The 23371-nt window shown below is 60.7% G+C and carries 16 protein-coding genes, 1 other RNA gene and 1 pseudogene; 13 read left to right on the plus strand and 5 right to left on the minus strand.

Annotated elements, in window-relative coordinates; translation table 11 throughout:
• Window positions 1–5 precede the first annotated feature (5 nt).
• Entirely contained in the window at window positions 6–2405 is a 2400-nt protein-coding gene (xdhB, locus tag ACQY47_RS22755; protein ID WP_428552095.1) for a xanthine dehydrogenase molybdopterin binding subunit, read from the minus strand.
• On the minus strand, window positions 2398–3846 hold the full coding sequence (gene xdhA / locus ACQY47_RS22760) for a xanthine dehydrogenase small subunit (RefSeq protein WP_428552098.1): 1449 nt from the start codon (window positions 3844–3846) through the stop codon (window positions 2398–2400). Before xdhA ends, xdhB begins: the two co-directional genes overlap by 8 nt.
• Window positions 3847–4126: 280 nt before the next feature.
• On the opposite strand from xdhA, the gene ACQY47_RS22765 reads away from it, so the two are divergent.
• The 9 genes from ACQY47_RS22765 to ACQY47_RS22805 all read left to right on the plus strand — a co-directional run bounded on the left by ACQY47_RS22765 (window position 4127) and on the right by ACQY47_RS22805 (window position 16505).
• Window positions 4127–4786: a GntR family transcriptional regulator gene (locus tag ACQY47_RS22765; protein WP_017134783.1), complete on the plus strand. Its 660-nt coding sequence runs from the start codon at window positions 4127–4129 to the stop codon at window positions 4784–4786.
• 2 nt (window positions 4787–4788) lie between these two features.
• The gene (gene smc, locus ACQY47_RS22770; RefSeq protein ID WP_428552101.1) at window positions 4789–8277 is read left to right on the plus strand and encodes a chromosome segregation protein SMC; all 3489 of its coding nucleotides are present in this window, start codon (window positions 4789–4791) and stop codon (window positions 8275–8277) included.
• Between the two features lie 313 nt (window positions 8278–8590).
• On the plus strand, window positions 8591–9460 hold the full coding sequence (gene zipA, locus ACQY47_RS22775) for a cell division protein ZipA (RefSeq protein WP_017134785.1): 870 nt from the start codon (window positions 8591–8593) through the stop codon (window positions 9458–9460).
• An 87-nt stretch (window positions 9461–9547) separates the two neighbouring features.
• Window positions 9548–11905 (plus strand): NAD-dependent DNA ligase LigA, encoded by a 2358-nt coding sequence (gene ligA / locus ACQY47_RS22780; protein WP_428552105.1) that lies wholly within the window; start codon window positions 9548–9550, stop codon window positions 11903–11905.
• 161 nt (window positions 11906–12066) lie between these two features.
• The gene (locus ACQY47_RS22785) at window positions 12067–13233 is read left to right on the plus strand and encodes a zinc-binding metallopeptidase family protein (RefSeq protein ID WP_017134787.1); all 1167 of its coding nucleotides are present in this window, start codon (window positions 12067–12069) and stop codon (window positions 13231–13233) included.
• Between the two features lie 240 nt (window positions 13234–13473).
• An RNA gene (ffs, locus tag ACQY47_RS22790) (signal recognition particle sRNA small type) lies at window positions 13474–13570 on the plus strand.
• Window positions 13571–13777: 207 nt separating this feature from the next.
• A complete protein-coding gene (locus ACQY47_RS22795; RefSeq protein WP_017134789.1) occupies window positions 13778–14707 on the plus strand; it encodes an N-acetylmuramidase family protein in 930 nt (309 codons plus the stop codon).
• 156 nt (window positions 14708–14863) lie between these two features.
• Window positions 14864–15910, plus strand: a complete 1047-nt coding sequence (locus ACQY47_RS22800; protein WP_428552110.1) for an N-acetylmuramidase family protein — start codon at window positions 14864–14866, stop codon at window positions 15908–15910.
• A 1-nt stretch (window position 15911) separates the two neighbouring features.
• Complete coding sequence (locus ACQY47_RS22805) at window positions 15912–16505, plus strand: hypothetical protein (RefSeq protein ID WP_428552112.1); 594 nt, start codon at window positions 15912–15914, stop codon at window positions 16503–16505.
• Here the strand turns inward: ACQY47_RS22805 and ACQY47_RS22810 are convergent.
• Window positions 16502–17365 (minus strand): LysR family transcriptional regulator, encoded by an 864-nt coding sequence (locus ACQY47_RS22810; RefSeq protein WP_395600730.1) that lies wholly within the window; start codon window positions 17363–17365, stop codon window positions 16502–16504. The genes ACQY47_RS22805 and ACQY47_RS22810 overlap by 4 nt on opposite strands.
• Before the next feature lie 102 nt (window positions 17366–17467).
• Here ACQY47_RS22810 and ACQY47_RS22815 point away from each other — a divergent pair, with 102 nt between their 5' ends.
• On the plus strand, window positions 17468–18427 hold the full coding sequence (locus ACQY47_RS22815; protein ID WP_428552115.1) for a DMT family transporter: 960 nt from the start codon (window positions 17468–17470) through the stop codon (window positions 18425–18427).
• Here ACQY47_RS22815 and ACQY47_RS22820 read toward each other — a convergent pair.
• Both ACQY47_RS22820 and ACQY47_RS22825 read right to left on the minus strand, forming a co-directional pair.
• Complete coding sequence (locus ACQY47_RS22820) at window positions 18341–18712, minus strand: VOC family protein (protein ID WP_017134794.1); 372 nt, start codon at window positions 18710–18712, stop codon at window positions 18341–18343. The genes ACQY47_RS22815 and ACQY47_RS22820 overlap by 87 nt on opposite strands.
• Before the next feature lie 54 nt (window positions 18713–18766).
• Complete coding sequence (locus tag ACQY47_RS22825; RefSeq protein ID WP_099548816.1) at window positions 18767–19543, minus strand: amino acid ABC transporter substrate-binding protein; 777 nt, start codon at window positions 19541–19543, stop codon at window positions 18767–18769.
• A 133-nt stretch (window positions 19544–19676) separates the two neighbouring features.
• Between ACQY47_RS22825 and dnaX the strand changes: the two genes are divergently transcribed.
• The 3 genes and pseudogenes from dnaX to ACQY47_RS22840 all read left to right on the plus strand — a co-directional run bounded on the left by dnaX (window position 19677) and on the right by ACQY47_RS22840 (window position 23318).
• Entirely contained in the window at window positions 19677–21767 is a 2091-nt protein-coding gene (dnaX, locus tag ACQY47_RS22830) for a DNA polymerase III subunit gamma/tau (RefSeq protein WP_428552120.1), read from the plus strand.
• 46 nt (window positions 21768–21813) lie between these two features.
• Window positions 21814–22151: pseudogene (locus tag ACQY47_RS22835) on the plus strand (YbaB/EbfC family nucleoid-associated protein).
• Window positions 22152–22283: 132 nt separating this feature from the next.
• Entirely contained in the window at window positions 22284–23318 is a 1035-nt protein-coding gene (locus ACQY47_RS22840; protein WP_017134797.1) for an NADP-dependent oxidoreductase, read from the plus strand.
• The last annotated feature ends 53 nt before the right edge of the window (window positions 23319–23371 follow it).

Raw genomic sequence — 23371 nt, forward strand, 5'->3', positions numbered from 1 at the left:
CGGTCCTAAAGCGAAGCCATCTCGGCGTCAGTCTCAACAGCCTTCGCCGCCTGCAATTGCCGCATCTGCTCACAGCCCCACAACACCCGCTCCGGCGTGGCCGGTGCATCAATCTTCGGCTGATACCGATAGTCACCCAGGCTTGCCACGGCATCCTTGATCGCACACCACGAAGCAATTCCGAGCATGAACGGCGGCTCGCCCACGGCCTTGGAATGGAACACCGTGTCTTCCGGGTTCTTGCGGTTTTCCACCAGCTTCACGCGCAAATCCAGTGGCATGTCCGCCACGGCCGGGATCTTGTAGCTGGCCGGGCCGTTGGTCATCAGCTTGCCCTTGTTGTTCCACACCAGCTCTTCCATGGTCAGCCAGCCCATGCCCTGGATAAAGCCGCCTTCGACCTGGCCGATGTCGATGGCCGGGTTCAGCGAGGCGCCCACATCGTGAAGGATGTCGGTGCGCAACATCTTGTATTCGCCGGTCAGGGTGTCGACGATCACTTCGCAGCAGGCCGCGCCGAACGCGAAGTAATAGAACGGCCGGCCACGTGCCTGGCTGCGGTCGTAAAAGATTTTTGGGGTTTTGTAAAAGCCGGTGCTCGACAGCGAAACCTGAGCGAAATACGCCTGCTGGATCAACGCCTCAAAAGTCAGGATCTGATCGCGCACGCGCACGTGGCCATTGTGGAACTCCACGTCCGCTTCACTCACGTCGTACTTGCGCGCGGCAAATTCCACCAGGCGTTGCTTGATGGTTTCGGCAGCGTTCTGCGCGGCCTTGCCGTTCAAGTCGGCACCGCTGGAGGCGGCGGTCGGCGAGGTGTTGGGCACTTTGTCGGTGTTGGTGGCGGTGATCTGCACGCGGTCGATCTCGACCTGGAATATTTCAGCCACCACCTGCGCGACCTTGATGTTCAAGCCCTGGCCCATCTCGGTGCCGCCGTGGTTCAGGTGGATGCTGCCGTCGGTGTAAATGTGGATTAACGCGCCAGCCTGGTTGAGGAAACTGGCGGTAAACGAAATACCGAATTTCACCGGCGTCAGCGCCAGGCCTTTTTTCAGTATCGGGCTGTGGGCGTTGTACAGGCGGATCGCTTCGCGACGCTCGGCGTACTGGCTGCTGGCTTCAAGCTCGGCGGTCATTTCTTCGAGCATGTTGTGCTCGACGGTCTGGTAGTAGTGGGTGACGTTGCGCTCGGTCTTGCCGTAGTAATTGGCCTTGCGCACCGCCAACGGGTCCAGTGCCAAGTGGCGCGCGATGGCGTCCATGACTTCTTCGATGGCCACCATGCCTTGCGGGCCGCCAAAGCCGCGATACGCGGTGTTGGACGCGGTGTTGGTCTTGCAGCGGTGGCCGTTGACGGTGGCGTCGCCCAGGTAATACGAGTTGTCGGAGTGGAACATGGCGCGGTCGACAATCGAGTTGGACAGGTCCGGCGAACAGCCGCAGTTACCTGCCAGGTCCAGATTGATGCCGTGCAGGCGGCCGTTGTCGTCAAAGCCCACGTCGTATTCGATATAGAACGGGTGGCGCTTGCCGGTCATCAGCATGTCTTCGACACGCGGCAGGCGCATCTTGGTCGGCTGGCCGGTCAGGCGCGCGACCACCGCGCACAGGCACGCGGGGCTGGCGGCCTGGGTTTCCTTGCCGCCAAAACCCCCGCCCATGCGGCGCATGTCCACGACGATTTTATTCATCGACACGTCGAGCACTTCGGCCACCAGCTTTTGCACTTCGGTGGGGTTTTGCGTGGAACAGTAGACGATCATGCCGCCGTCTTCGGTGGGCATTACCGAGGAAATCTGGGTTTCCAGGTAGAAGTGTTCCTGGCCGCCGATATGCAGGGTGCCCTGGATACGGTTTTTCGCGGTGGCCAGTGCGCCCGCCGAATCACCCCGCTGGTGGGTGTGGCTGTCGAGCACAAAGTGCTTCTTGCGAAAGGCCTCGACCACGTCCAGCACCGGCTCCAGGTCTTCGTATTCGATCACCGCCGCCATGGCCGCTTTGCGCGCGGTTTCCAGGTCGCGGGCGGCCACGGCCAACACCACTTGGCCGACAAACTGCACGGTGTCGATGGCCAGTAACGGGTCTCCGGGCATCAATGGACCAATGTCTTTGAGGCCCGGCACATCTTCATGGGTGATGACGATACGCACGCCGTCAAAGGCGTAGCAGGGCGCGGTGTCGATACTGATGATGCGCGCATGGGCGCGGTCGGACATACGCGCGTACAGGTGCAACTGGTTAGGAAATTCCAGGCGATCATCGATGTACTGCGCTTCACCGCTGACGTGCTTGGCGGCGCTGTCATGCTTGACGCTGCGGCCGACCCCGGTGGTCAGGTCCTGGGCAAACAGCTCGGCGAGTTCGGCCTGGGTTTTAACGACGGCGTGATGGTTAGACATAAGCGGTCACCCGAGTCTCGATGTGCGGTGTTTGCAGTTCGATGAAGTATTTGCGCAGCAGATTCTGCGCGCTGAGCAGGCGGTATTCCTTGCTGGCGCGGAAGTCTGACAGCGGGGTGAAATCCTGGGCGAGGGCGGCGCAGGCTTTTTCCACCGTGGTGGCGTTCCAGGTGGCGCCGACCAATACGGTTTCGCAGCTTTTCGCGCGTTTGGGCGTGGCGGCCATGCCACCGAACGCCACGCGGGCGCCGCTGATCACACCGTTGTCGAGCTTCAGGTTGAAGGCGGCGCACACGGCGGAAATATCATCGTCCAGGCGCTTGGAAACCTTGTAGGCGCGGAACAGCGCGTGGCCCTTGGGCACGATGATCTTCTCGATAAACTCACTGTCCTGACGCGCAGTGACACGGTAATCGATGAAGTAATCTTCCAGCGCCAGGGTGCGACGGGTGTTGCCCTTGCACAGCACGATCTGCGCGCCGAGCGCGATCAGCAGTGGTGGCGAATCGCCGATGGGCGACGCATTGCCGATATTGCCGCCCAGCGTGCCCTGGTTGCGGATTTGCAACGAAGCGAAGCGGTGCAACAAGTCGCCGAAGTCCGGGTACTCGTGGTGCAGCGCGCTGTAGCAATCGGACAGCGGTGTAGCCGCGCCGATTTCCAGGCGGTCGTCGAACGACTCGATGCGCTTCATCTCTTCAATGTTGCCCACGTAGATCATCACCGGCAGCACACGGTGGAACTGCGTGACTTCCAGTGCCAGGTCAGTGCCGCCCGCCAGCAAGCGCGCCTGCGGATAGGCGTCGTAGAGATCGGCCAGATCGGCAACGGTGAGCGGCACCAGGCAGCGTTTATCGCCGCTGTTGAGTTCACCGGTTTGCGTGGGCGCGATGGCTTTGAGGCGGGCGATGGTCTCGGGTTGGCGGCTGTCGAACTGATCAGCTGGCTTGTTGCAGCAGGCCTGTTCGGCGGCGGCGAGGATCGGTCGATAACCGGTGCAACGGCACAGGTTACCGGCCAGGGCTTCATGGGCTTTCTGGCTATCGGGGGCGTCGCTGTTCTTTTGCAGGGCAAACAGCGACATCACAAAGCCTGGGGTGCAAAAGCCGCATTGCGAGCCGTGGCACTCGACCATGGCCTGTTGCACGCTGTGCAGTTGGCCTTGATGCTTGAGGTCTTCGACGCTGATCAGCTGTTTGCCGTGCAATGACGACACAAACGTCAGGCAGGAATTGAGGCTGCGATAGCGGATCTGCTCCGCGCCTTGAGTGTCGGTGTGCAATTCGCCGACCACCACGGTGCATGCACCGCAATCGCCGCTGGCGCAGCCTTCCTTGGTGCCGGATTTGCCCAAATGCTCGCGCAAATAGTTGAGCACGGTCAGGTTGGGGTCCAGGGCGTGCTCGCTACGGAGTTCCTGGTTAAGTAAAAACTGGATCACGGAAGGCCTCGCAGACTCATTATTGTTGTTAACCGCTTTGCGCCGAATCTAGTCATGTCTGACTTTTCGGTCAACGATTTTCTGACCAGAAGGTCAAGAAATTGCGATCGCAACACTTTTAATTATGGTCCAGTCTTCTGGAACCGGTGTTTTTGCTGGCTTTTGGCTTTTCATCGCTGCTTATTTCATGCCAAATTCGCGCCTGTGGGCGTAGCGCCATCAGCCAGCCAATGCGCTACACTGCCGCGCTTGTACCGATAGAAGATTTTGAAGGGAAAACATGACGTTCAAGGCGCCGGACAGTCTCGCCGAGCAAATTGCTCACCACCTCGCCGAACGTATCATTCGCGGCGATCTCAAGCCTGGGGAGCGGATCCAGGAACAGAAAGTCACGCTGGCACTCAATGTCAGCCGTGGCTCCGTGCGTGAAGCTTTGCTGATCCTCGAGCGCCGCCACCTGATCGCGATCCTGCCGCGCCGTGGCGCCCACGTCACCGAACTCACCGCGCACAAGGTGCAGAGCCTGTGCACGCTGATGGGCGAGTTGTACATCCTGCTCGGCAATTCGGTGGCTGAGGGCTGGAAGGTCCAGGCCGACATGGCGCCGTTCCTGCAGATCCAGCAACGCCTGATGACCAGTTTCGAACGTGAGGACGTGCGTGCCTTCGTCGAAGAAAGCTTCAGTGTGATGCGCGCCGCGTACCCCTTCGCCAACAACCCGTACTTGCAGGAAACCGTCGAAAACCTGCAGCCGGCGATGAACCGTGCCTATTACCTGGCCCTGGACCAGCGCAAGGCGGAGATGAGTGAGTACCTGGCACTGTTCGAGCAGCTGCTCGCGGCGGTGCTCGCCCGTGATCTGCCGCAGATCCGCCAGGTACTGTCGGCCTACTGCGAGCGCAGCAGCTCGTTGGTCATCGCTGCGTTGGCGGGCGCCTAAACGTGCGGCTCAAGTGCATCAAACTGGCGGGGTTCAAATCCTTCGTCGACCCGACCACGGTGAACTTCCCCAGTAACATGGCGGCGGTGGTCGGGCCCAATGGCTGCGGCAAGTCGAACATCATCGACGCCGTACGTTGGGTGATGGGCGAGAGCTCGGCAAAAAACCTGCGTGGCGAGTCGATGACCGACGTCATCTTCAATGGCTCCACCAGCCGCAAGCCGGTGAGCCAGGCCAGCATCGAACTGGTGTTCGATAACTCCGATGGCACCTTGATCGGCGAATACGCGGCCTACGCGGAAATCTCGATTCGCCGCAAAGTGACGCGTGACAGCCAGAACAGTTACTTCCTCAACGGCACCAAATGCCGTCGACGCGATATCACCGATATTTTCCTCGGCACCGGCTTAGGCCCGCGCAGCTATTCGATCATCGAGCAGGGCATGATCTCCAAGCTGATCGAAGCCAAGCCCGAAGACCTGCGCAACTTTATCGAAGAAGCTGCCGGCATCTCCAAGTACAAGGAGCGCCGCCGCGAGACCGAAAACCGTATCCGCCGTACCCACGAAAACCTCGCCCGCCTGACCGACCTGCGCGAAGAGCTGGAGCGTCAACTCGAACGCCTGCACCGCCAGGCCCAGGCGGCCGAGAAGTATCAGGAATACAAGGGCGAGGAGCGCCAGCTCAAGGCGCAGCTCTCGGCCCTGCGCTGGCAGGCGCTGAATGATCAGGTCGGCCAGCGCGAAGCGATCATCGGCACCCAGGAAATCAGCTTCGAAGCGCTGGTGGCCGAGCAGCGTAATGCCGACGCCAGCATCGAGCGCCTGCGTGACGGTCACCATGACCTGTCCGAGCGCTTCAATCTGGTGCAGGGGCGGTTCTATTCGGTAGGCGGCGATATTGCCCGGGTCGAGCAAAGCATCCAGCACGGCCAGCAGCGCCTGCGCCAGTTGCAGGACGATTTGAAAGAAGCCGAACGCGCGCGGCTGGAAACCGAGTCGCACCTGGGCCACGACCGTACGTTGCTGCTGACGTTGGGCGAAGAGCTGGACATGCTCACGCCCGAGCAGGAAATCACCAGCGCCGCCGCTGAAGAGGCCGCGGCCGCCCTGGAAGAAGCCGAAACCACCATGCACGGCTGGCAGGAACAGTGGGACGCTTTCAACCTGCAATCCGCCGAGCCGCGCCGCCAGGCTGAGGTGCAGCAATCGCGCATCCAGCAACTGGAAACCAGCATGGAGCGCCTGGCCGAGCGCCAGCGCCGTATGCAGGAGGAGCGCGCGTTGCTCGCCGCCGACCCGGAAGACGCGGCGATCATGGCGTTGAGCGAACAGCTGGCCGAAAGCGAAATGACCCTGGAAGAACTCGAGGCCAGCGAAGAACAGCAAGTGGAGCGCCTGGAGCAATTGCGTCAGCAACTGCAACAAGCGACCCAGGCCCAGCAGCAGGCCCAGGGCGATTTGCAGCGGCTGAACGGGCGCCTGGCGTCGCTTGAAGCCTTGCAGCAGGCAGCGTTGGACCCAGGCACCGGCACCGCCGAATGGCTGCGTGACCAGCACCTGGCCGAGCGTCCGCGCCTGGCCGAAGGCTTAAAAGTTGAAGCGGGTTGGGAATTGGCGGTCGAGACCGTGTTGGGCGCCGACCTGCAAGCCGTATTGGTGGATGATTTTGGCGGTTTCGACCTGGCCGGTTTTGCCCAGGGCGATTTGCGTTTGCTCAGCCCCGCAGTCGATGGCACGCGAGTGCCGGGCAGTTTGCTCGACAAGGTTGAGGCCGCGATCGATCTGGCGCCGTGGCTGGGCCAGGTCAAACCGGTTGAATCATTGGAGCAAGCCTTGTCCCAGCGTGGCCAATTGGGCGCCGGTGAAAGCCTGATCAGCCGAGACGGTTACTGGGTTGGCCGGCACTTCCTGCGCGTGCGTCGCGCCAGTGAGGCCGAGAGCGGCGTATTGGCCCGTGGCCAGGAAATCGTCAACCTGAGCGCCGAACGCGAAGAACGCGAGGCCACCCTCGAAAACCTGGAAACCGAACTGCAAACCCTGCGTGCCACTCAGCGCCAACAAGAGACTGGCCGCGAACACCTGCGCCGCCTCTTGCAGGACGAAGCGCGCCAGCAAGGCGAATTGAAAGCCCAACTGTCGGCGAGCAAGGCCAAGGCCGAGCAACTGACCCTGCGCCGCACCCGCCTTGACGAAGAAGTGGCCGAGATGGGCGAGCAGCGCGCCCTCGAACACGAGCAGATCGGCGAAGCGCGCCTGCACTTGCAGGAAGCCCTCGACAGCATGGCGCTGGATACCGAGCAGCGCGAACTGCTGCTGGCCCAGCGCGACAGCCTGCGTGAGCGCCTCGATCGCGTGCGCCAGGAAGCCCGTCAGCACAAGGATCACGCCCACCAATTGGCCGTGCGCCTGGGCTCGTTACAGGCCCAGCACACCTCCACGCGCCAGGCGCTTGAGCGTTTGGAGATGCAGTCCGAACGCCTCACCGAAAAGCGCGAGCAACTGAGCCTCAACCTGGAGGAGGGCGAGGCGCCGCTGGAAGAGTTGCGCCTTAAGCTCGAAGAGTTGCTCGACAAGCGCATGACCGTTGATGAAGAACTCAAGACCGCGCAAATCGCCCTGGAAGACGCCGACCGCGAACTGCGCGACGCCGAGAAACGCCGGACCCAGGCCGAGCAGCAATCCCAGCTGATTCGCGGCCAACTCGAACAGCAACGCATGGAATGGCAAGCCCTGACCGTGCGCCGCAAAACCCTGCAAGACCAGTTGCTCGAAGACGGCTATGACTTGCACGGCGTGCTCAATACATTGACCGCCCAGGCCAATGAAAAAGACGCCGAAGAAGAACTTGAGCGCATCGCTGCGCGTATCCAGCGCCTGGGCGCGATCAACTTGGCGGCCATCGACGAATACCAGCAACAGTCCGAGCGTAAACGTTATCTGGATGCTCAAGACGCCGACCTGGTCGAAGCGCTGGACACTCTGGAGAACGTGATCCGCAAGATCGACAAGGAAACCCGTAATCGCTTCAAAGATACCTTTGATCAGATTAATGGCGGTTTACAGGCGTTATTCCCGAAAGTTTTCGGTGGCGGCAGCGCCTACTTGGAACTGACGGGCGAAGATCTACTCGATACAGGGGTGACGATTATGGCGCGGCCCCCGGGCAAGAAGAACAGCACCATCCATTTGTTGTCCGGTGGCGAAAAGGCACTCACGGCATTGGCCCTGGTATTTGCGATCTTCAAGTTGAACCCGGCGCCGTTTTGCATGCTCGACGAAGTTGACGCGCCGCTGGATGACGCTAACGTTGGACGCTACGCTCGGTTGGTGAAAGAGATGTCCCAGACCGTGCAGTTCATCTATATCACCCACAACAAGATCGCCATGGAAATGGCCGACCAGTTGATGGGCGTGACGATGCATGAGCCGGGTTGTTCGCGGTTGGTGGCGGTGGATGTCGAAGAAGCGATGGCGATGGTGGACGCCTGACGCCTAGCGGCGAGCTACAAGTTGCAAGCTGCAAGCTACAAGTGCTTGAGGCTTATAGCTTGCAGCTTGCAGCTTGTAGCTCACAGTTGGCGGCTTGCGTAAGAGATCTCCCATGTCGCCGAAAGATGGCAAACCGATACATTTCGCGCCAACTGTGTAAAGTTATCGAAGGTCGTGCTAGTTTATTGTCAATTCCTCGTATGCGTGGGCAAAACGTCAGTCAGAACATAGAGTTGGCGCCACGTTTTAAAGCGGTTTGGACGTTGCTAAACCCCTTATTTTTCAGCATTTTTTATTAGAGGCACGGGATTACATGGAAATCGGTCTGCGCGAGTGGCTGATCGTCATCGGCATTATTGTCATTGCCGGTATTCTTTTTGATGGCTGGCGCCGCATGCGCGGTGGCAAGGGCAAGCTCAAATTCCGTTTGGACCGTAACCTGTCCAACTTGCCCGACGACGACGGCAGCGCCGAGCTGCTGGGGCCGCCTCGTGTGCTGGATAACCATAAAGAACCACAACTGGACGAGCACGACTTGCCGTCGATGAGTGCGCCGGTGCGTGAAGCCCGCGAGCCGTCGTCCAAGCGTGGCAAGCGCGCCAGTGCCGCCGTCGCCGAGCCGCATCAGGGCGACCTGAACCTCGACGTCGATGAAGGCCCGAGCTTCAGCAGCCGCGACGACGATTTCCCGGATGAAAATATCGGCAAGGCATCCAGTGCGCCGCGCCAATCGGTCAACGACCAGCCTGCTGCCGAAGAAGTCTTGGTGATCAGCGTGATCTGCCGTGACGCCGCCGGCTTCAAAGGCCCGGCACTCTTGCAGAATATCCTCGAAAGCGGCCTGCGCTTTGGCGAGATGGATATTTTCCACCGCCACGAAAGCATGGCCGGTAACGGCGAAGTGCTGTTCTCCATGGCCAACGCGGTCAAGCCGGGCACTTTCGATCTGGACGATATCGACTTGTTCAGCACCCCGGCGGTGAGCTTCTTCCTCGGTTTGCCAGGCCCGCGTCACCCGAAACAAGCGTTCGACGTGATGGTGGCTGCTGCGCGCAAACTGTCCCAAGAGCTCAACGGCGAGCTCAAGGACGACCAACGCAGCGTGCTCACTGCCCAGACCATCGAGCATTACCGTCAGCGCATCGTCGAGTTCGAGCGTCGCGCCCTGACACAGAAACGCTGAGGTTCGATCTTAAGCGTTGCCTGTAGAATCCGTGCACTAACATATTGAGCAGCTTCGGCTGCTCTTTTGCTTTATGAGAGAACACCCATGACCGCCGCCCACACCCGCATTCTCGAACTGCGCGCTGAACTGGATCAGCACAATTACCGCTACCACGTCCTCGACGAGCCGAGCATTCCGGACGCCGAGTACGACCGGTTATTCCATGAGCTAAAGGCTCTGGAAGCCGAGCACCCGGATTTGGTGACGCGTGATTCGCCGACACAGCGGGTTGGCAGTGCGGCGCTGTCGGCGTTCACCCAGGTCAAGCACGAGATTCCGATGCTCAGCCTGGGCAACGCCTTTGATGAAACCACCATGCTCGAATTTGATCGCCGGGTTACCGAAGGTCTCGACCTGCCGGTGGGCGATCTGTTTGGCGGCGGCGCAGCGGTGGAATACAGCTGCGAGCCCAAGCTCGATGGCCTGGCGGTCAGCCTGTTGTATCAGGACGGCGAGCTGGTGCGCGGTGCCACGCGCGGCGATGGCACCACCGGTGAAGACATCAGCGTCAACGTGCGCACGGTGCGCAATATCCCGTTGAAACTGCACGGCAGCGGCTGGCCGGCGACCCTGGAAGTGCGCGGCGAAGTGTTCATGTCCAAGGCTGGCTTCGAGCGCCTTAATGCCTCGCAACTGGAAGTGGGCGGCAAGACCTTCGCCAACCCGCGTAATGCCGCCGCGGGCAGCTTGCGCCAGCTGGACTCGAAGATCACCGCCAGCCGCCCGCTGGAGTTTTGCTGCTACGGCGTGACTACCGACATCAGCGACACCCATATCGGTAACCTGCAGCAACTGCAGAAGTGGGGCATGCCCATCAGCCGTGAGCTGAAGCTGGCCAAGGGCATTCAGGATTGCCTGGCGTACTACCGCGATATCGGCGAGCGGCGTAACAGCCTGCCGTATGAGATTGACGGCGTGGTGTTCAAGGTCAACAGCATTGCTTCCCAACGTGAGCTGGGCTTCCGCGCCCGCGAACCACGCTGGGCCATCGCGCATAAATTCCCGGCCATGGAAGAGCTGACCGAGCTGCTCGATGTGGAATTCCAGGTCGGCCGCACCGGTGCTGTAACGCCGGTGGCGCGCTTGAAGCCGGTCAAGGTCGCGGGTGTGACGGTGTCCAACGCAACCTTGCACAATATGGATGAAGTGGCGCGCCTGGGCTTGATGATCGGCGACACCGTGATCATTCGCCGTGCCGGTGATGTGATCCCGCAAGTCGTCTCGGTGGTCACCGAACGCCGCCCGGAAAACGCCCGCGCCGTGCACATTCCGCAAAGCTGCCCGGTGTGCGGCTCCCATGTGGAGCGCACGCAACTGGTCAAGCGCAGCAAGGGCAAGGAAACCGTCAGCGAAGGCGCGGTTTACCGCTGCGTCGGGCGCCTGGCCTGTGGTGCGCAGCTCAAGCAGGCGATCATCCATTTTGTGTCGCGCCGCGCCATGGACATTGACGGCCTGGGCGACAAGACCATCGAGCAACTGGTGGATGAAAAGCTTATCGGCTCGCCGGCTGACCTCTACAAGCTCAAATACGAGCAGTTCATCGACCTGGAAGGCTTTGCCGATATTTCCAGCAAGAAGCTGATCACCGCCATCGAAAACAGCAAGACCCCGACCCTGGCGCGGTTTATCTACGCCTTGGGCATTCCGGACGTGGGCGAAGAGACGGCCAAGGTGCTCGCGCGCTCGCTGGCGTCCCTGGAGCGCGTGCAGCAGGCCTTGCCGGAAGTGCTGACGTACTTGCCGGACGTGGGCCTTGAAGTCGCCCACGAGATTCACAGCTTCTTTGAAGACAGCCATAACCAGGAGGTGATTGGCGCGCTGCTGTCGCCGGATGAATGCGGCCTGCAATTGCAGGATCAGGGCGACCTGAGCGCCGAGTTTGCCGCCAGCACCACCCTCGGCGGCCTGCTCGACAAGCTGCACGTGCCCAGCGTAGGGCCTGGCGCCGCGCAAAAACTGGCCGACAAGTTCGTAAGCCTCGAAGGCGTGATCAAGGCCGACTGGCTGGATATGCGCCAGGCGCTGCCCGAGAAGCAGGCCAAGGCGGTGCGCGAGTTTTTTGATAACCCGGACAATGCCCACCATGCCCTGGCCATCGAGCAGCAGCTCAAGGACTTCGGTATGCACTGGCAGAGCGAGAAGAAGGTCGTCGAGGGCTTGCCGGAAGCGGGGCATACCTGGGTGCTGACCGGCTCTCTTGAGCTGATGAGCCGTGATGTGGCCAAGGACAAGCTCGAAAGCCTGGGCGCCAAGGTGGCAGGTTCCGTCTCGGCCAAGACTCACTGCGTGGTTGCCGGGCCGGGCGCGGGTTCCAAGCTGGCCAAGGCCACCGAGCTGGGCCTCAAGGTGCTGGACGAAGAGGCCTTCGTCGCTTTCCTGGCCAAACACAACATCAGCGTCTGACGATCGTTCCCACGCTCCGCGTGGGAATGCAGCCCTGGACGCTCTGCGTCGGCTCTTGAACCTCGTGACGCAGAGCGTCACCGCAGGCATTCCCACGCAGAGCGTGGGAACGATCTTTCACGGTAAATGATCTAGTCTTGGTCACCCAGGGAGAGATCGCCATGTTCCGCTACTTCGAGCAACTCAGCACGCGCATCGCCGCACCGTTCATGGCCGGATCCTCGCGCAGCAGCAAGGTGTGGCAGTGCCGGTGCGGCCAGTCGCTGTTCTTTCGCAACAGCCAGTGCCTGGTCTGTTCTGCGCTGTTGGGCTATCAGCCCCAGCAAAGCCGGCTGTCGTCGCTACAGCCCGGCCCAGTCGATGGCACATGGCTACAGGACGATAACCTTGACGCCGGCACCTTCCGCCGCTGCGCCAACCTCGACACCCCGGCCGCCTGCAACTGGCTGATTCCTGCCCACAGCACCGCAACGCTGTGCGTCGCGTGCAGCCTGAACCGCACCATTCCCGACTTATCGGTGCCGGAAAACCCCGAACGCTGGCGCAAAGTCGAAACCGCCAAGCGCCGGTTGGTGGCGCAACTGATCAGCCTGGGCCTGCAAGTGGTGCCCAAAAGTGTTGACGAAAACAGCGGCCTGGCCTTCGATTTCGTCGGCATTGACCTTGAAGGCAACGCACCCACCACCGGCCACGCCAACGGCCTGATCACCCTCGATATCAAGGAAGCGGACGACGCCCATCGCGAGAAAGTCCGTGTGCAAATGCGCGAGCCGTATCGCACGTTGCTCGGCCACTTTCGCCATGAGGTCGGCCATTACTATTGGGACCGGCTGATTGCCAACAGCCATTGGCTTGAATCGTTTCGTAGCCTGTTCGGCGACGAACGCGCCAGTTACGCCGAGGCACTCGAGCAGCACTACCAGAACGGCCCGCGCGCCGACTGGCAGCAAACCTGTGTCAGCGCCTACGCGACCATGCACCCCTGGGAAGACTGGGCCGAAACCTGGGCTCACTACCTGCACATGATGGACGCCGTCGACACCGCACTGGGCTTTGGCATGAGTGCCCGCGAGATGGACCTGGATTACCAGCCCTTCCCGTTGACCACGCTCTACGACCCCGAACACCCTGGCGGCCCGGCCTTCCTGTCGTTCGTCAACGCCTGGATCGAACTGGCCGGCATGCTCAACGAACTGTCGCGCAGCATGGGCCAGCCGGATTTCTACCCCTTTGTGTTGCCGCCGGCGGTGATCGCCAAGCTGCACTTCATTCACTTGGTGATTCAGGAGGAGGGCGGCAGGGCCGACGAAGTCGTACAAGCACAGTAATCCACCCCTATGTGGGAGCTGGCTTGCCTGCGATTGCGGTGCATCATCCAGTGAATGCCCCAACTGATGCACCGCAATCGCGGGCAAGCCCGGCTCCCACAAGGTTCTGGCAGGTTATCGAGGTTGTGGACAAGTGCTTGAGCCCCTTCATATTTTTAATCCGGAACAACGGTTGTAAGTTCCGATGAGATCGGTACAATGGCGCGGCTTGCCGAGAGGCCAGCGTCGTTATGGTGACCCCATCGGTCCCCCCGCAACGATTACCCGTGAACCTGGTCAGAGCCGGAAGGCAGCAGCCACAGCGGGAACATTGTGTGCCGGGGTGTGGCTGGTGGGGTTGCCTCCATAACGCTCTCCTTTGTTTCTACCCTTCCTGTTTCAAATCAAACATTGTTTTACTCGCCCATCTGCCATTTTTTGCGCAGCGATGACGGCGTTGTGCTGGAAAACTTTCAGCGGCCTGCTAGCGTCATTCTTGTGAGCGACCCTGTGCTGGAGTAGTAAAGAAGTGATGGCACTCCTTTGATCAACAAGGATGATTGCCATGCCCAGCCTTCCCGTTTTACCCAGAACGCTCAGTGCTTCAGTCGGCGCCCCAGGCAAGGCGCAGAATGTGCTTGCTGATGTTCGCTTTATCCAGCATCTGTTTAATCTGATCACGCCAGAATCCGCTTCGCGCCTTGTGGAGGACGGAAAGTGCGGCCCGCTGTTGTTGCGGCGCATCAGCGACTATCAGGCGAATCGTCTCAAGGTCAGCAAACCTGATGGGGTGATTGACCCGGGCGGTCGGACGTTCAATAGCCTGGTCGACGATGCAGGCAAAGCCAATGCCGTTGTTCTTCCCGACCAGTCGTTAGTCACCAGGCCCACCTGTGACGGTCAAATCGCCCTGACCGAGGCTGATTTTCAGCGCGCGGCTGCAGCGCTGGGCAACGGTATTTCGGTGAACCTGATCAAGGCGTTCGCCGCCGTTGAGTCTGGTGGGCGATCCGGGTTCGGGCCGGCCAACATGCCGGTTATCGCCTTCGAGGGCCATATCTTTCGCAAGTACACTCAACATAAGTACGACAGGACCTACCCCTTTTTGTCCTACCCCTTTTTGGTCAATGCTGGCCCGCAATGGAAAGCCAACAATAAAACCCAGGCGATTGCGTGGCGGACTCTGGTCGATGCTTATACGTTGGACCAGGCAGCAGCGCTGATGTCGGCGTCCTACGGTATGTTCCAGGTCATGGGCTTTAATTTTGCTGCCTGTGGTTACAAGAACGTGTTCGAGTTTGTGGCTGCACTGAAGCTTAACGCCGGCCAGCAATTGATGGCGTTCTGCGGCTTTTGCCGCAAGAATCCAGCCTTGCTCAGAGCGATGAAAAGCAAGGACTTTGCCGGCATGGCGCGCAATTACAATGGCTCAAGCTATGGCGACTACGACAGGCGTATCCAAAAAGCCTTCGAGGCGCTGGAACGGAAAAAATAGCCGCACCTGCTGGCTGCCTCACATCGTTGAGGTGGCCCACTGGACAACCCAAAATCATCTTGTTAGTTTCCGCCAGCCACTTGTTTCAAGTTATGACAGGTGTGCGGTGCTGATATTGAAGTGCTATCACTTCTTGAACTAACAAGGATGTCCATGATGAAAAGCCTGCAAGGGTTGCCCCGTCTTATCAGTGCTTCAGTGGGCGCGCCGGGTAAAGCGCGCAACTTGCCCGCCGATGTTCAGTGCATCCAGTATCTATTTAATCTGATCATTCCCAAGATGGGTTTTGCGCTGGCCGAAAACGGTAAGTGCGATGGGCAATTGGTGCAGTGCATCAGCCAGTATCAGTTCCGGCACCTCAAGTATGCGCATCCTGATGGCGTGATCGACCCGACCGGTCGAACCTTCAATAGCCTGATAGAAGAGGCGGTCAAAGTGCCGGTGAAGGCGTTTCCGACGATGCGCATTCCGAGCTTTCTCAACGCGTTTGGCAATAACGGCGGCGATGCGGTACAGGCCACGGTCAATGTGTACCTGGAGCGCATGCGCGCGACTATCGAGGCCGAGCGGCGTAACCGCCAGTTGATGCTCCAGGCCACGTGCGATGGTGGCATGACGCTGACCGATACCGACTTTCAAAGCGCTGCCACCCAGTTGGGCAGCGGCATTTCGGTGAATATCATCAAGGCTTTCGCCACGGTCGAATCCGGCGGGCGTTCCGGGTTCGGGCCGGCCAAGTTGCCGGTGATTGCGTTTGAAGGTCACCAGTTCCGCAAGTACACCAAGCACATCTACGATCAAGCGCACCCACTGCTGTCATACATTTACGTGAGAAAGGCCGGCCCGCAGTGGCAGGTCAATAACAAAGATCAGGCCAAAGCGTGGGAAACCATGGGCACCGCGTTTGCTCTGGACCAGGAAGCGGCCTTGCTGTCTGCCTCCTGGGGAATGTTTCAGATCATGGGATTCAACTTCGCCTCGTGCGGTTTCAAGACGGTGTTTGAGTTCGTCGCCGCGCTGAAGGTGAATGCCGGCAACCAGCTCAAGGCCTTTCTTGCCCTGTGCAGCCACAGCCCGGCGCTGATGAAAGCGATGAAAGAGAAGAACTTTACTGCCATGGCCCGTAACTATAATGGCGAGGACTACGGTAACTATGACGTCCTTATGAAAAAGGCCTATGAAGCACTTGAAGGGAAAAAATAATATGGTCCGTTTCCTAGGGGTTGCTGTGTTGTCGCTATGTGCGGTGGTGTCTGCAGCGGCAGGTGCGACCGAGCTGCATTCTGGCAAATACGAAGGACTGATGCTGGCGGTCACCCCTGAGCATCAGGTCGAAGGCTACTACGCAGAAGAACTGGGCGAGGGTGTGACCCGCAGTTGCACGTTTTACCTGCAAGGCCAGCCTGAAGCGCTCACCACCTGGCTAGACAAGGCCTACCCTGGCAGCGTCGCAGCGTCCTCCGACGGCGTGACTTTGACGGTGGAGCAGGGGCGCGAGCATCCCGGTTGCATCAGCGTGCTGATGCCGGAAATAGCCACCGGCCTGGACCTGGCCCAAACGGCCAGCAAGCAATGGATCGGCCTGGTGACCGTGACGGCCGACAAGGCTTACCTGCTGAAAAAACCAGGCGCTGAAGCGGCCAAACGCGCGTATATCGTCAAGGACGATGTGGTCGGCGTGCTGGCGTTCAAGGACGGCTGGGCCAAGGTCGAGTTCACCAATGCCAAAGACCATACCTACACCGGTTGGATCAGCCAGGACCAGTACGCACGCTTGACGGCGCCGCAAGCCAACTAGCCAAACGTCTCCCGCAGCAGCCCGGCAAACGCATCCCGCGCCAGGTGGCGCTGGGTGTCTTTGTGCCAGAACAGCAGGTTGTCCACGGCCTGCAACTCCTCGAATCGGTAGGAGGCCAGTTGATTGGCCTGCTCGTAGCGGGCCAGGATGCCTTCCGGCGCCAACGCCACGCCAATCCCTGCACTGACGCAACCGATGATGGTGCCCCAACTGGCATAGCTGGCGATGCTTGGTTTGAAGGCGTGCGGTTTGATCCAGTTCTCCAGCGCCGCGCGATACGGGCAACCGGGCGGCCACACCAGCAAGGTGCGGCCTGCCAAGTCTTCGGCACTGTTGATCGGCGCGCTGGAGGCGCTGGCGATCAGCACCAGGCGTTCGCTGTAGACCACGCTGTGTTCGAGCTTGGCGCGCTTGCCGCCCGAGGCCACCAGCGCCACATCGAGGCGATGGTGTTGCAGGTCGTCGAGCAGTTGCGCCCAGGCGCCGGTGACCAGTTCCAGGCTGACGTCCGGGTAGCGCCGGTGGTATTCGGCCAGCAGCGGCGGCAGGCGGCCGCTGGCGCTGGATTCCACCGCGCCGATGCGCAGCGTGCCGCGCGGGATGGCGTTGGCATCCACTGCGCGTTTGGACTCATCCACCAGGGCCAGGATGCGCTCGCAGTAATCGAGGAAGATTTCCCCGGCGGCACTGATGGCCAGCCCACGGCCTGCGCGAATAAACAGCGGTGTGCCCAACTCGCTTTCCAGCTGCTTGATGCGCGTGGTGATGTTGGACGGCACGCAGTGCAGTTGCAGCGCGGCCTGGGCCACGCTGCCGGTTTGTGCCACGGCGCGCACCATTTTCAGTTGGGCCAGTTCCATTGCTCAGTTCCAATGATTTCAGAAGTCAGAAACGCTTAATTGTCCTGCGCCTTGCGCGGCTCAAGACTGACGGTATTCCTTCTCAGTATCTGGATGCCGTCGATGAATGCCCCGTCACCCGTAAAGCTTACGCTAGTCATTGCTGGCGTGATTCTCTGTTGGGCCTATTCGCCGATTGGCGTGCACATGGGGCTGCACAGCTACAGCCCTGGCCAGTTGGCGTTGCTGAGGTTTCTGATCGCCTCGGTGTTCATGGGCGGCATCGCCCTGGCGGTAGGCATCGGCTGCCCGCGTGTGCGGGATCTGCCGTGGTTGCTGGTGTTGGGTTTTTTCGGCGTGTTCCTGCACCACACCAGCCTCAACTACGGGCAACAGTGGGTGACGGCGGCGGCATCGAGTGTACTGGCGCAGTCGGTGCCGCTGTTCAGTGTGGTGATCGCGTTTTTCTGTTTGAAGGAACGGGTCAGCCTCTGGCGTTGGGGCTGCGTCTTGCTCGGCTTGCTGGGTGTGCTGGTGGTGATCTGGGGTGATCATGGCGTCGGTGATATCGACCCGCGCGGCTTGCTGATCTTGCTGGCAGCCGTGTCGTGGAGCGTGTATTTCGTCATCCAGAAACACTACGCCCATCGCTACAGCCCGCTGACCATGGCGTGTTACATGGTGTGGGCGGGCACCTTGATGCTGTGTGTGAACCTGCCGGGCTTGCCGGCTGCGGTGGCCCAGGCGCCAATGCCGGAGAATCTGTCGGTGCTGGTATTGGGGATTTTCCCCAGCGCCCTGGCCTACCTGGCCTGGGGCTATGTGCTCAAGCACGTGGACGTCAGCCGCGCCTCGGTGGCGATGTACCTGATTCCGCCGGTGGCCATGCTGATGGCGACGACGCTGCTGGGCGAGCACATTGCCCTGCAAGTGATATTGGGCGCGGTGATCGTGCTGGCCAGTGTCGCCGCCATCAGCCTTGAAGGGCGCTGGCGCTCAATCGCTCAGGCTGAACGCGCGCAGGCGGTGACCGTCGAGGTCCTCGGCGACGAAGGTGTAGCCGAAGTCAAGGTGGGTCGGTGACTGAATGATGGTCGCGCCGCGCTCTACCCATTGAGCGTAAAGGGCGTCTACGGCGGCTGGGTCCCCCAGCGAAAAACCTACCTCACCGCCTCCGCCGGTAAACTGAGCCGCAGGCTCTACGGTGTGACGCGACCACAGCCCCAGCTTGACGCCGTTGTCGAGAATGAACAGGGCGAACGTCGGGTTCAGTTCCACCGGCGGCTTGCCCAGCAGGCGGCTATAGAAGTTGGCGCTGGTGGCCGGGCTGTCGACGTAGAGCAGGAAGTAATGGGCGACGGTGTGCATGCAGGCTCCTTGATTACGGGCGGTTAAGTGAGCCCAGTCTAGGGGACGGCCCTGTCAGTTCTTGTCAGGAGCGTTCTTGTCAGGAGTGCGCAGCGGTCGCGCGTTCTCCCCGGTGTACAGTTTGATCAGGTCATCGATCTCGCCCGACATTTTCATCCGCAGCAGCGTGCGCAAGATCCGTTGCACCGGCACGCTCGGGTCATTGCGCACGATGCAGCCCAGGTTTTGTTCGTCGATCACCGCGACGTTGTGCAGACGCAGGCTTGGGGGCACTTTCAGGTTGAAACGGTCCAGGGTCCATTCGTTGATCACGGCGTATTCGAAACGCGCGGCCACCAGCTTGTGCAGCACCAACTCCTCGCTGCGCGAATCGTCGCGGGTCAATTGGCCACTGGCGAACAGCGGTTCGAGGACGACATAGCGGTAGTTGAGCACCGTGCCAATGGCCTGCGGTGCCAACCTGGCCACCTGAACGGGCGGTGCGTGGACACTGGCCAACACATTGCGCTGCACCATCAAGGGTACGCTCCAGCTGTAGTCGCCGGACAATTCGCCGAGCCAATCCTGGGCGACATAGCAGCGCACATCGACCTCTGCGCGTGCCATGGCACCGGCGAGTCGCGCCCGGGCCAGCACGTGGAACTCGGCTGGCCGCCCGACCTGGGTGGCCAGGCTCAACATCAAGTCATACAAAATGCCCTGTGTGGGCTGGTCACCCTCTATCTGTGCCATGGGCATTGCCCAGCTGTCGGAAACCGAAAAACGCAACGGTGCGGGCGCCGCCAGGCAAGCAACGGAAATCATCCATAAAGCGCCCAGGACTACACGCATACACTCTCCGGGTTCAGGCCTTTGTGGGGCCAGTCAGGCAAGCTTAGTCAGATTAGACGAGCGTGCCGGATGCAATTTCCCCCTTGCTCCGCTAGCATTACCGGCTTCCGCTTCCCAGTTGCGACGGTTTTCGATGAGTTATCAGGTTCTTGCACGTAAATGGCGCCCGCGCTCGTTCCGCGAAATGGTCGGCCAGACCCATGTGCTCAAGGCTCTGATCAATGCCTTGGACAGCCAACGGCTGCACCATGCCTACCTGTTCACCGGTACTCGCGGGGTCGGCAAGACCACTATCGCGCGCATTATTGCCAAGTGCCTGAACTGTGAAACCGGCATCACGTCGACGCCTTGTGGCACCTGTTCGGTATGCCGCGAGATCGACGAAGGGCGTTTTGTCGACCTGATCGAGATCGATGCCGCGAGCCGCACCAAGGTCGAAGACACCCGCGAGCTGCTCGACAACGTGCAGTACGCGCCGAGCCGTGGGCGCTTCAAGGTCTACCTGATCGACGAAGTGCACATGCTCTCCAGCCATTCCTTCAACGCCCTGTTGAAAACCCTGGAAGAGCCGCCGCCCTACGTTAAGTTCATCCTGGCCACCACCGACCCGCAGAAACTTCCTGCAACGATTTTGTCGCGGTGCCTGCAGTTCTCACTGAAAAACATGACGCCCGAGCGCGTGGTCGAGCATTTGACCCATGTGCTCGGCGTCGAGAACGTGCCGTTCGAAGACGACGCGTTGTGGCTGCTCGGCCGCGCCGCCGATGGTTCGATGCGTGACGCCATGAGCCTCACCGACCAGGCCATCGCCTTCGGTGAAGGCAAGGTCATGGCCGCGGATGTACGCGCCATGCTCGGCACGCTGGACCACGGCCAGGTGTTCGACGTGTTGCACGCGCTGATCGAAGGTGACGCCAAGGCGTTGCTCGAAGCCGTGCGCCATTTGTCGGAGCAAGGCCCGGACTGGAACGGCGTGCTCTCGGAAATCCTCAATGTGCTGCACCGCGTGGCCATCGCCCAGGCATTGCCCGAAGGTGTCGACAACGGCCATGGCGACCGCGACCGCGTGTTGGCGCTGGCCCAGGCGTTGCCAGCCGAAGATGTACAGTTCTACTACCAGATGGGCCTGATCGGCCGCCGCGATTTGCCCTTGGCGCCAGACCCGCGTGGCGGCTTTGAAATGGTCTTGCTGCGGATGCTGGCCTTCCGGCCCGCCGACTCGGCGGACGCACCGAGACAGCCGCTAAAGCCAGTGGGGATCAGCCAGGCCACAGTTGATTCCGCCAAACCAGTGGCTGGCGCGGCGGTAGTCGCGCCAGTAGTTGTTGCACCTGAACCTGCGCCGCCTGCACCTGCGCCAGCACCCGAGCCTGCGGTTGCCGCGCCGGTGGTCGAACCTGCGCCCGTGGTTGAGCCTGAACCTGCTCCCGCGCCGGTGGTTGACCTGCCTTGGAACGATCCGGTCGACGCAGAAGCTGAACCTGAGCCTGAACCTGAAGTCGAGCAAGTGCCTGCTGTGGAGCCCGTGCTGCAAACCACCGGCGAGCAGCCCGAGCTGACGCCGATGCCCACGCCGACTCCGGACAGTGCGGTGCCGGACGCGCCGGAATGGGTGTCGGCACCGGTTGCCGAGCCGACTGTCGCGCAGGTGGACGCTGCCACGCCGGGCATCGACCTTGATGACGAGCCGCCGCTGGACGAAGATTACATCGAGCCGGACATGGATTCGGCCTACAGCTACCTGGACGACCTGGCCAGCGAGCACACCGCCGAACCGGCCCCCGAGCCCGAAGCGGAACCCGCTGCGGCCCCGGCCACTGGCCTGGCGTTGCAATGGTTGGAGTTGTTTCCGAAATTGCCGATCTCCGGCATGACCGGCAGCATCGCCGCCAACTGCACCTTGATCGCCATCGAGGGCGACCACTGGCTGTTGCACCTGGACCCGGCCCACAGCGCCTTGTTCAACGCCACTCAGCAACGCCGACTCAACGATGCGCTCAACCAGTACCATGAACGCACGTTGACCATCGCCATCGAACTGATCAAGCCTGAGCAGGAAACCCCGGCCCAGGCGGCGACTCGTAAGCGCATCAACCGTCAGCGCGAGGCTGAAGACTCGATCCATGGCGATCCGCTCATCCAACAGTTGATGCAACAGTTCGGTGCGGTGGTGCGTCACGATACTATTGAACCTGTCGAAGCCCCGGTGCCCCAAGCGTCATAAAACCGGGCTACTAATTGATTGATCCACGTACTTTGAGGTGATTCCCATGATGAAAGGTGGCATGGCCGGCCTGATGAAGCAGGCGCAGCAGATGCAGGAAAAGATGGCCAAGATGCAGGAAGAACTGGCCAACGCCGAAGTCACCGGTAAAGCCGGTGGCGATATGGTCAGCGTGGTGATGACCGGTCGTCACGACATCAAGCGCGTGAGCATCGACCCAAGCGTATTGCCTGGCGTCGGCGAAGATGACCTGGAAATGCTCGAAGCGCTGTTCGCCGCGGCCGTCAACGACGCCGTGCGCAGATCGAAGCCAACAGCCAGGAAAAAATGGGTGGCGTGACCGCTGGCATGCAACTGCCGCCGGGCATGAAACTGCCGTTTTGATCGTGCAGCGTTAGCTAGACTCAAATGCCAGGCATCGCGCCTGGCATTTTTGTTTGTGCTAATCCGATCGAACCCTGGCATGGCAAGCAGGGTCTGCACCCTATACCGAAAGATTCGTTAAAGGAGCCCCTCATGCCTCAAGAACCCATTCTTAACCAGCGCATTGTCCTGGTCTCGCGCCCGCAAGGCGCGCCGACACCGGAAAACTTTCGCCTGGAACGCGTGAACCTGCCGGAATTGGCAGATGGCCAGGTGCTGCTCAAAACCCTGTACCTGTCCCTCGATCCCTACATGCGTGGGCGCATGAGTGACGCGCCGTCCTACGCAGCTCCGGTGGAAATCGACGAAGTGATGACCGGTGGTGCTGTCAGCCGTATCGAGCAATCGCGTAACCCGAAATTCGCAGCGGGTGATCTTGTGGTGGGTTCCACCGGCTGGCAGAGCCATAGCATCTCAGACGGAAACAACCTGATCCCGCTGCCCAAAGGCCTGGCCAGCCCCTCGATGGCGCTCGGTGTATTGGGTATGCCTGGCATGACCGCGTACATGGGCCTGATGGATATCGGCCAGCCCAAGGCCGGCGAAACCCTGGTGGTGGCGGCTGCCTCCGGCGCGGTGGGTTCGGTGGTCGGGCAGGTGGCCAAGCTCAAGGGTTTGCGCGTGGTGGGTATTGCCGGCGGCGCGGACAAGTGCCGCTACGTGGTCGATGAGCTGGGCTTTGACGCCTGTATCGACCACAAGAGCGCCGATTTTGCCCATGAGCTGGCGTTGGCCTGTTTCAAAGGCGTGGATATCTACTTTGAAAACGTCGGCGGCAAAGTCTTCGACGCCGTGCTGCCGCTGCTCAACCCCAAGGCACGCATTCCGCTGTGCGGCCTGATCGCCGGTTACAACGCCCATGAAGCCCCCAGCGGTCCTGATCGGCTGCCGGCACTGCAACGTACCTTGTTGACCAAGCGCGTGCGCATCCAGGGTTTTATCGTGTTCGACGATTATGGCGATCGCCAGCCCGAATTCCTCAGCGCCATGGCGCCGTGGGTGCGCGACGGCAAGATCAAGTTCCGCGAAGACGTGGTCGATGGCCTGGAACAGGCACCCGAAGCCTTTATCGGTTTGCTCGAGGGGCGCAACTTCGGCAAGTTGGTGGTGCGCGTCGCACAGGATTGAGCATTTGACGCTAATCCGAGGCGCGGGTATAAACCGCGTCTCGTTGTTTTGTC

It is taken from the genome of Pseudomonas edaphica (assembly GCF_965277385.1).
GTDB lineage: Bacteria > Pseudomonadota > Gammaproteobacteria > Pseudomonadales > Pseudomonadaceae > Aquipseudomonas > Aquipseudomonas edaphica.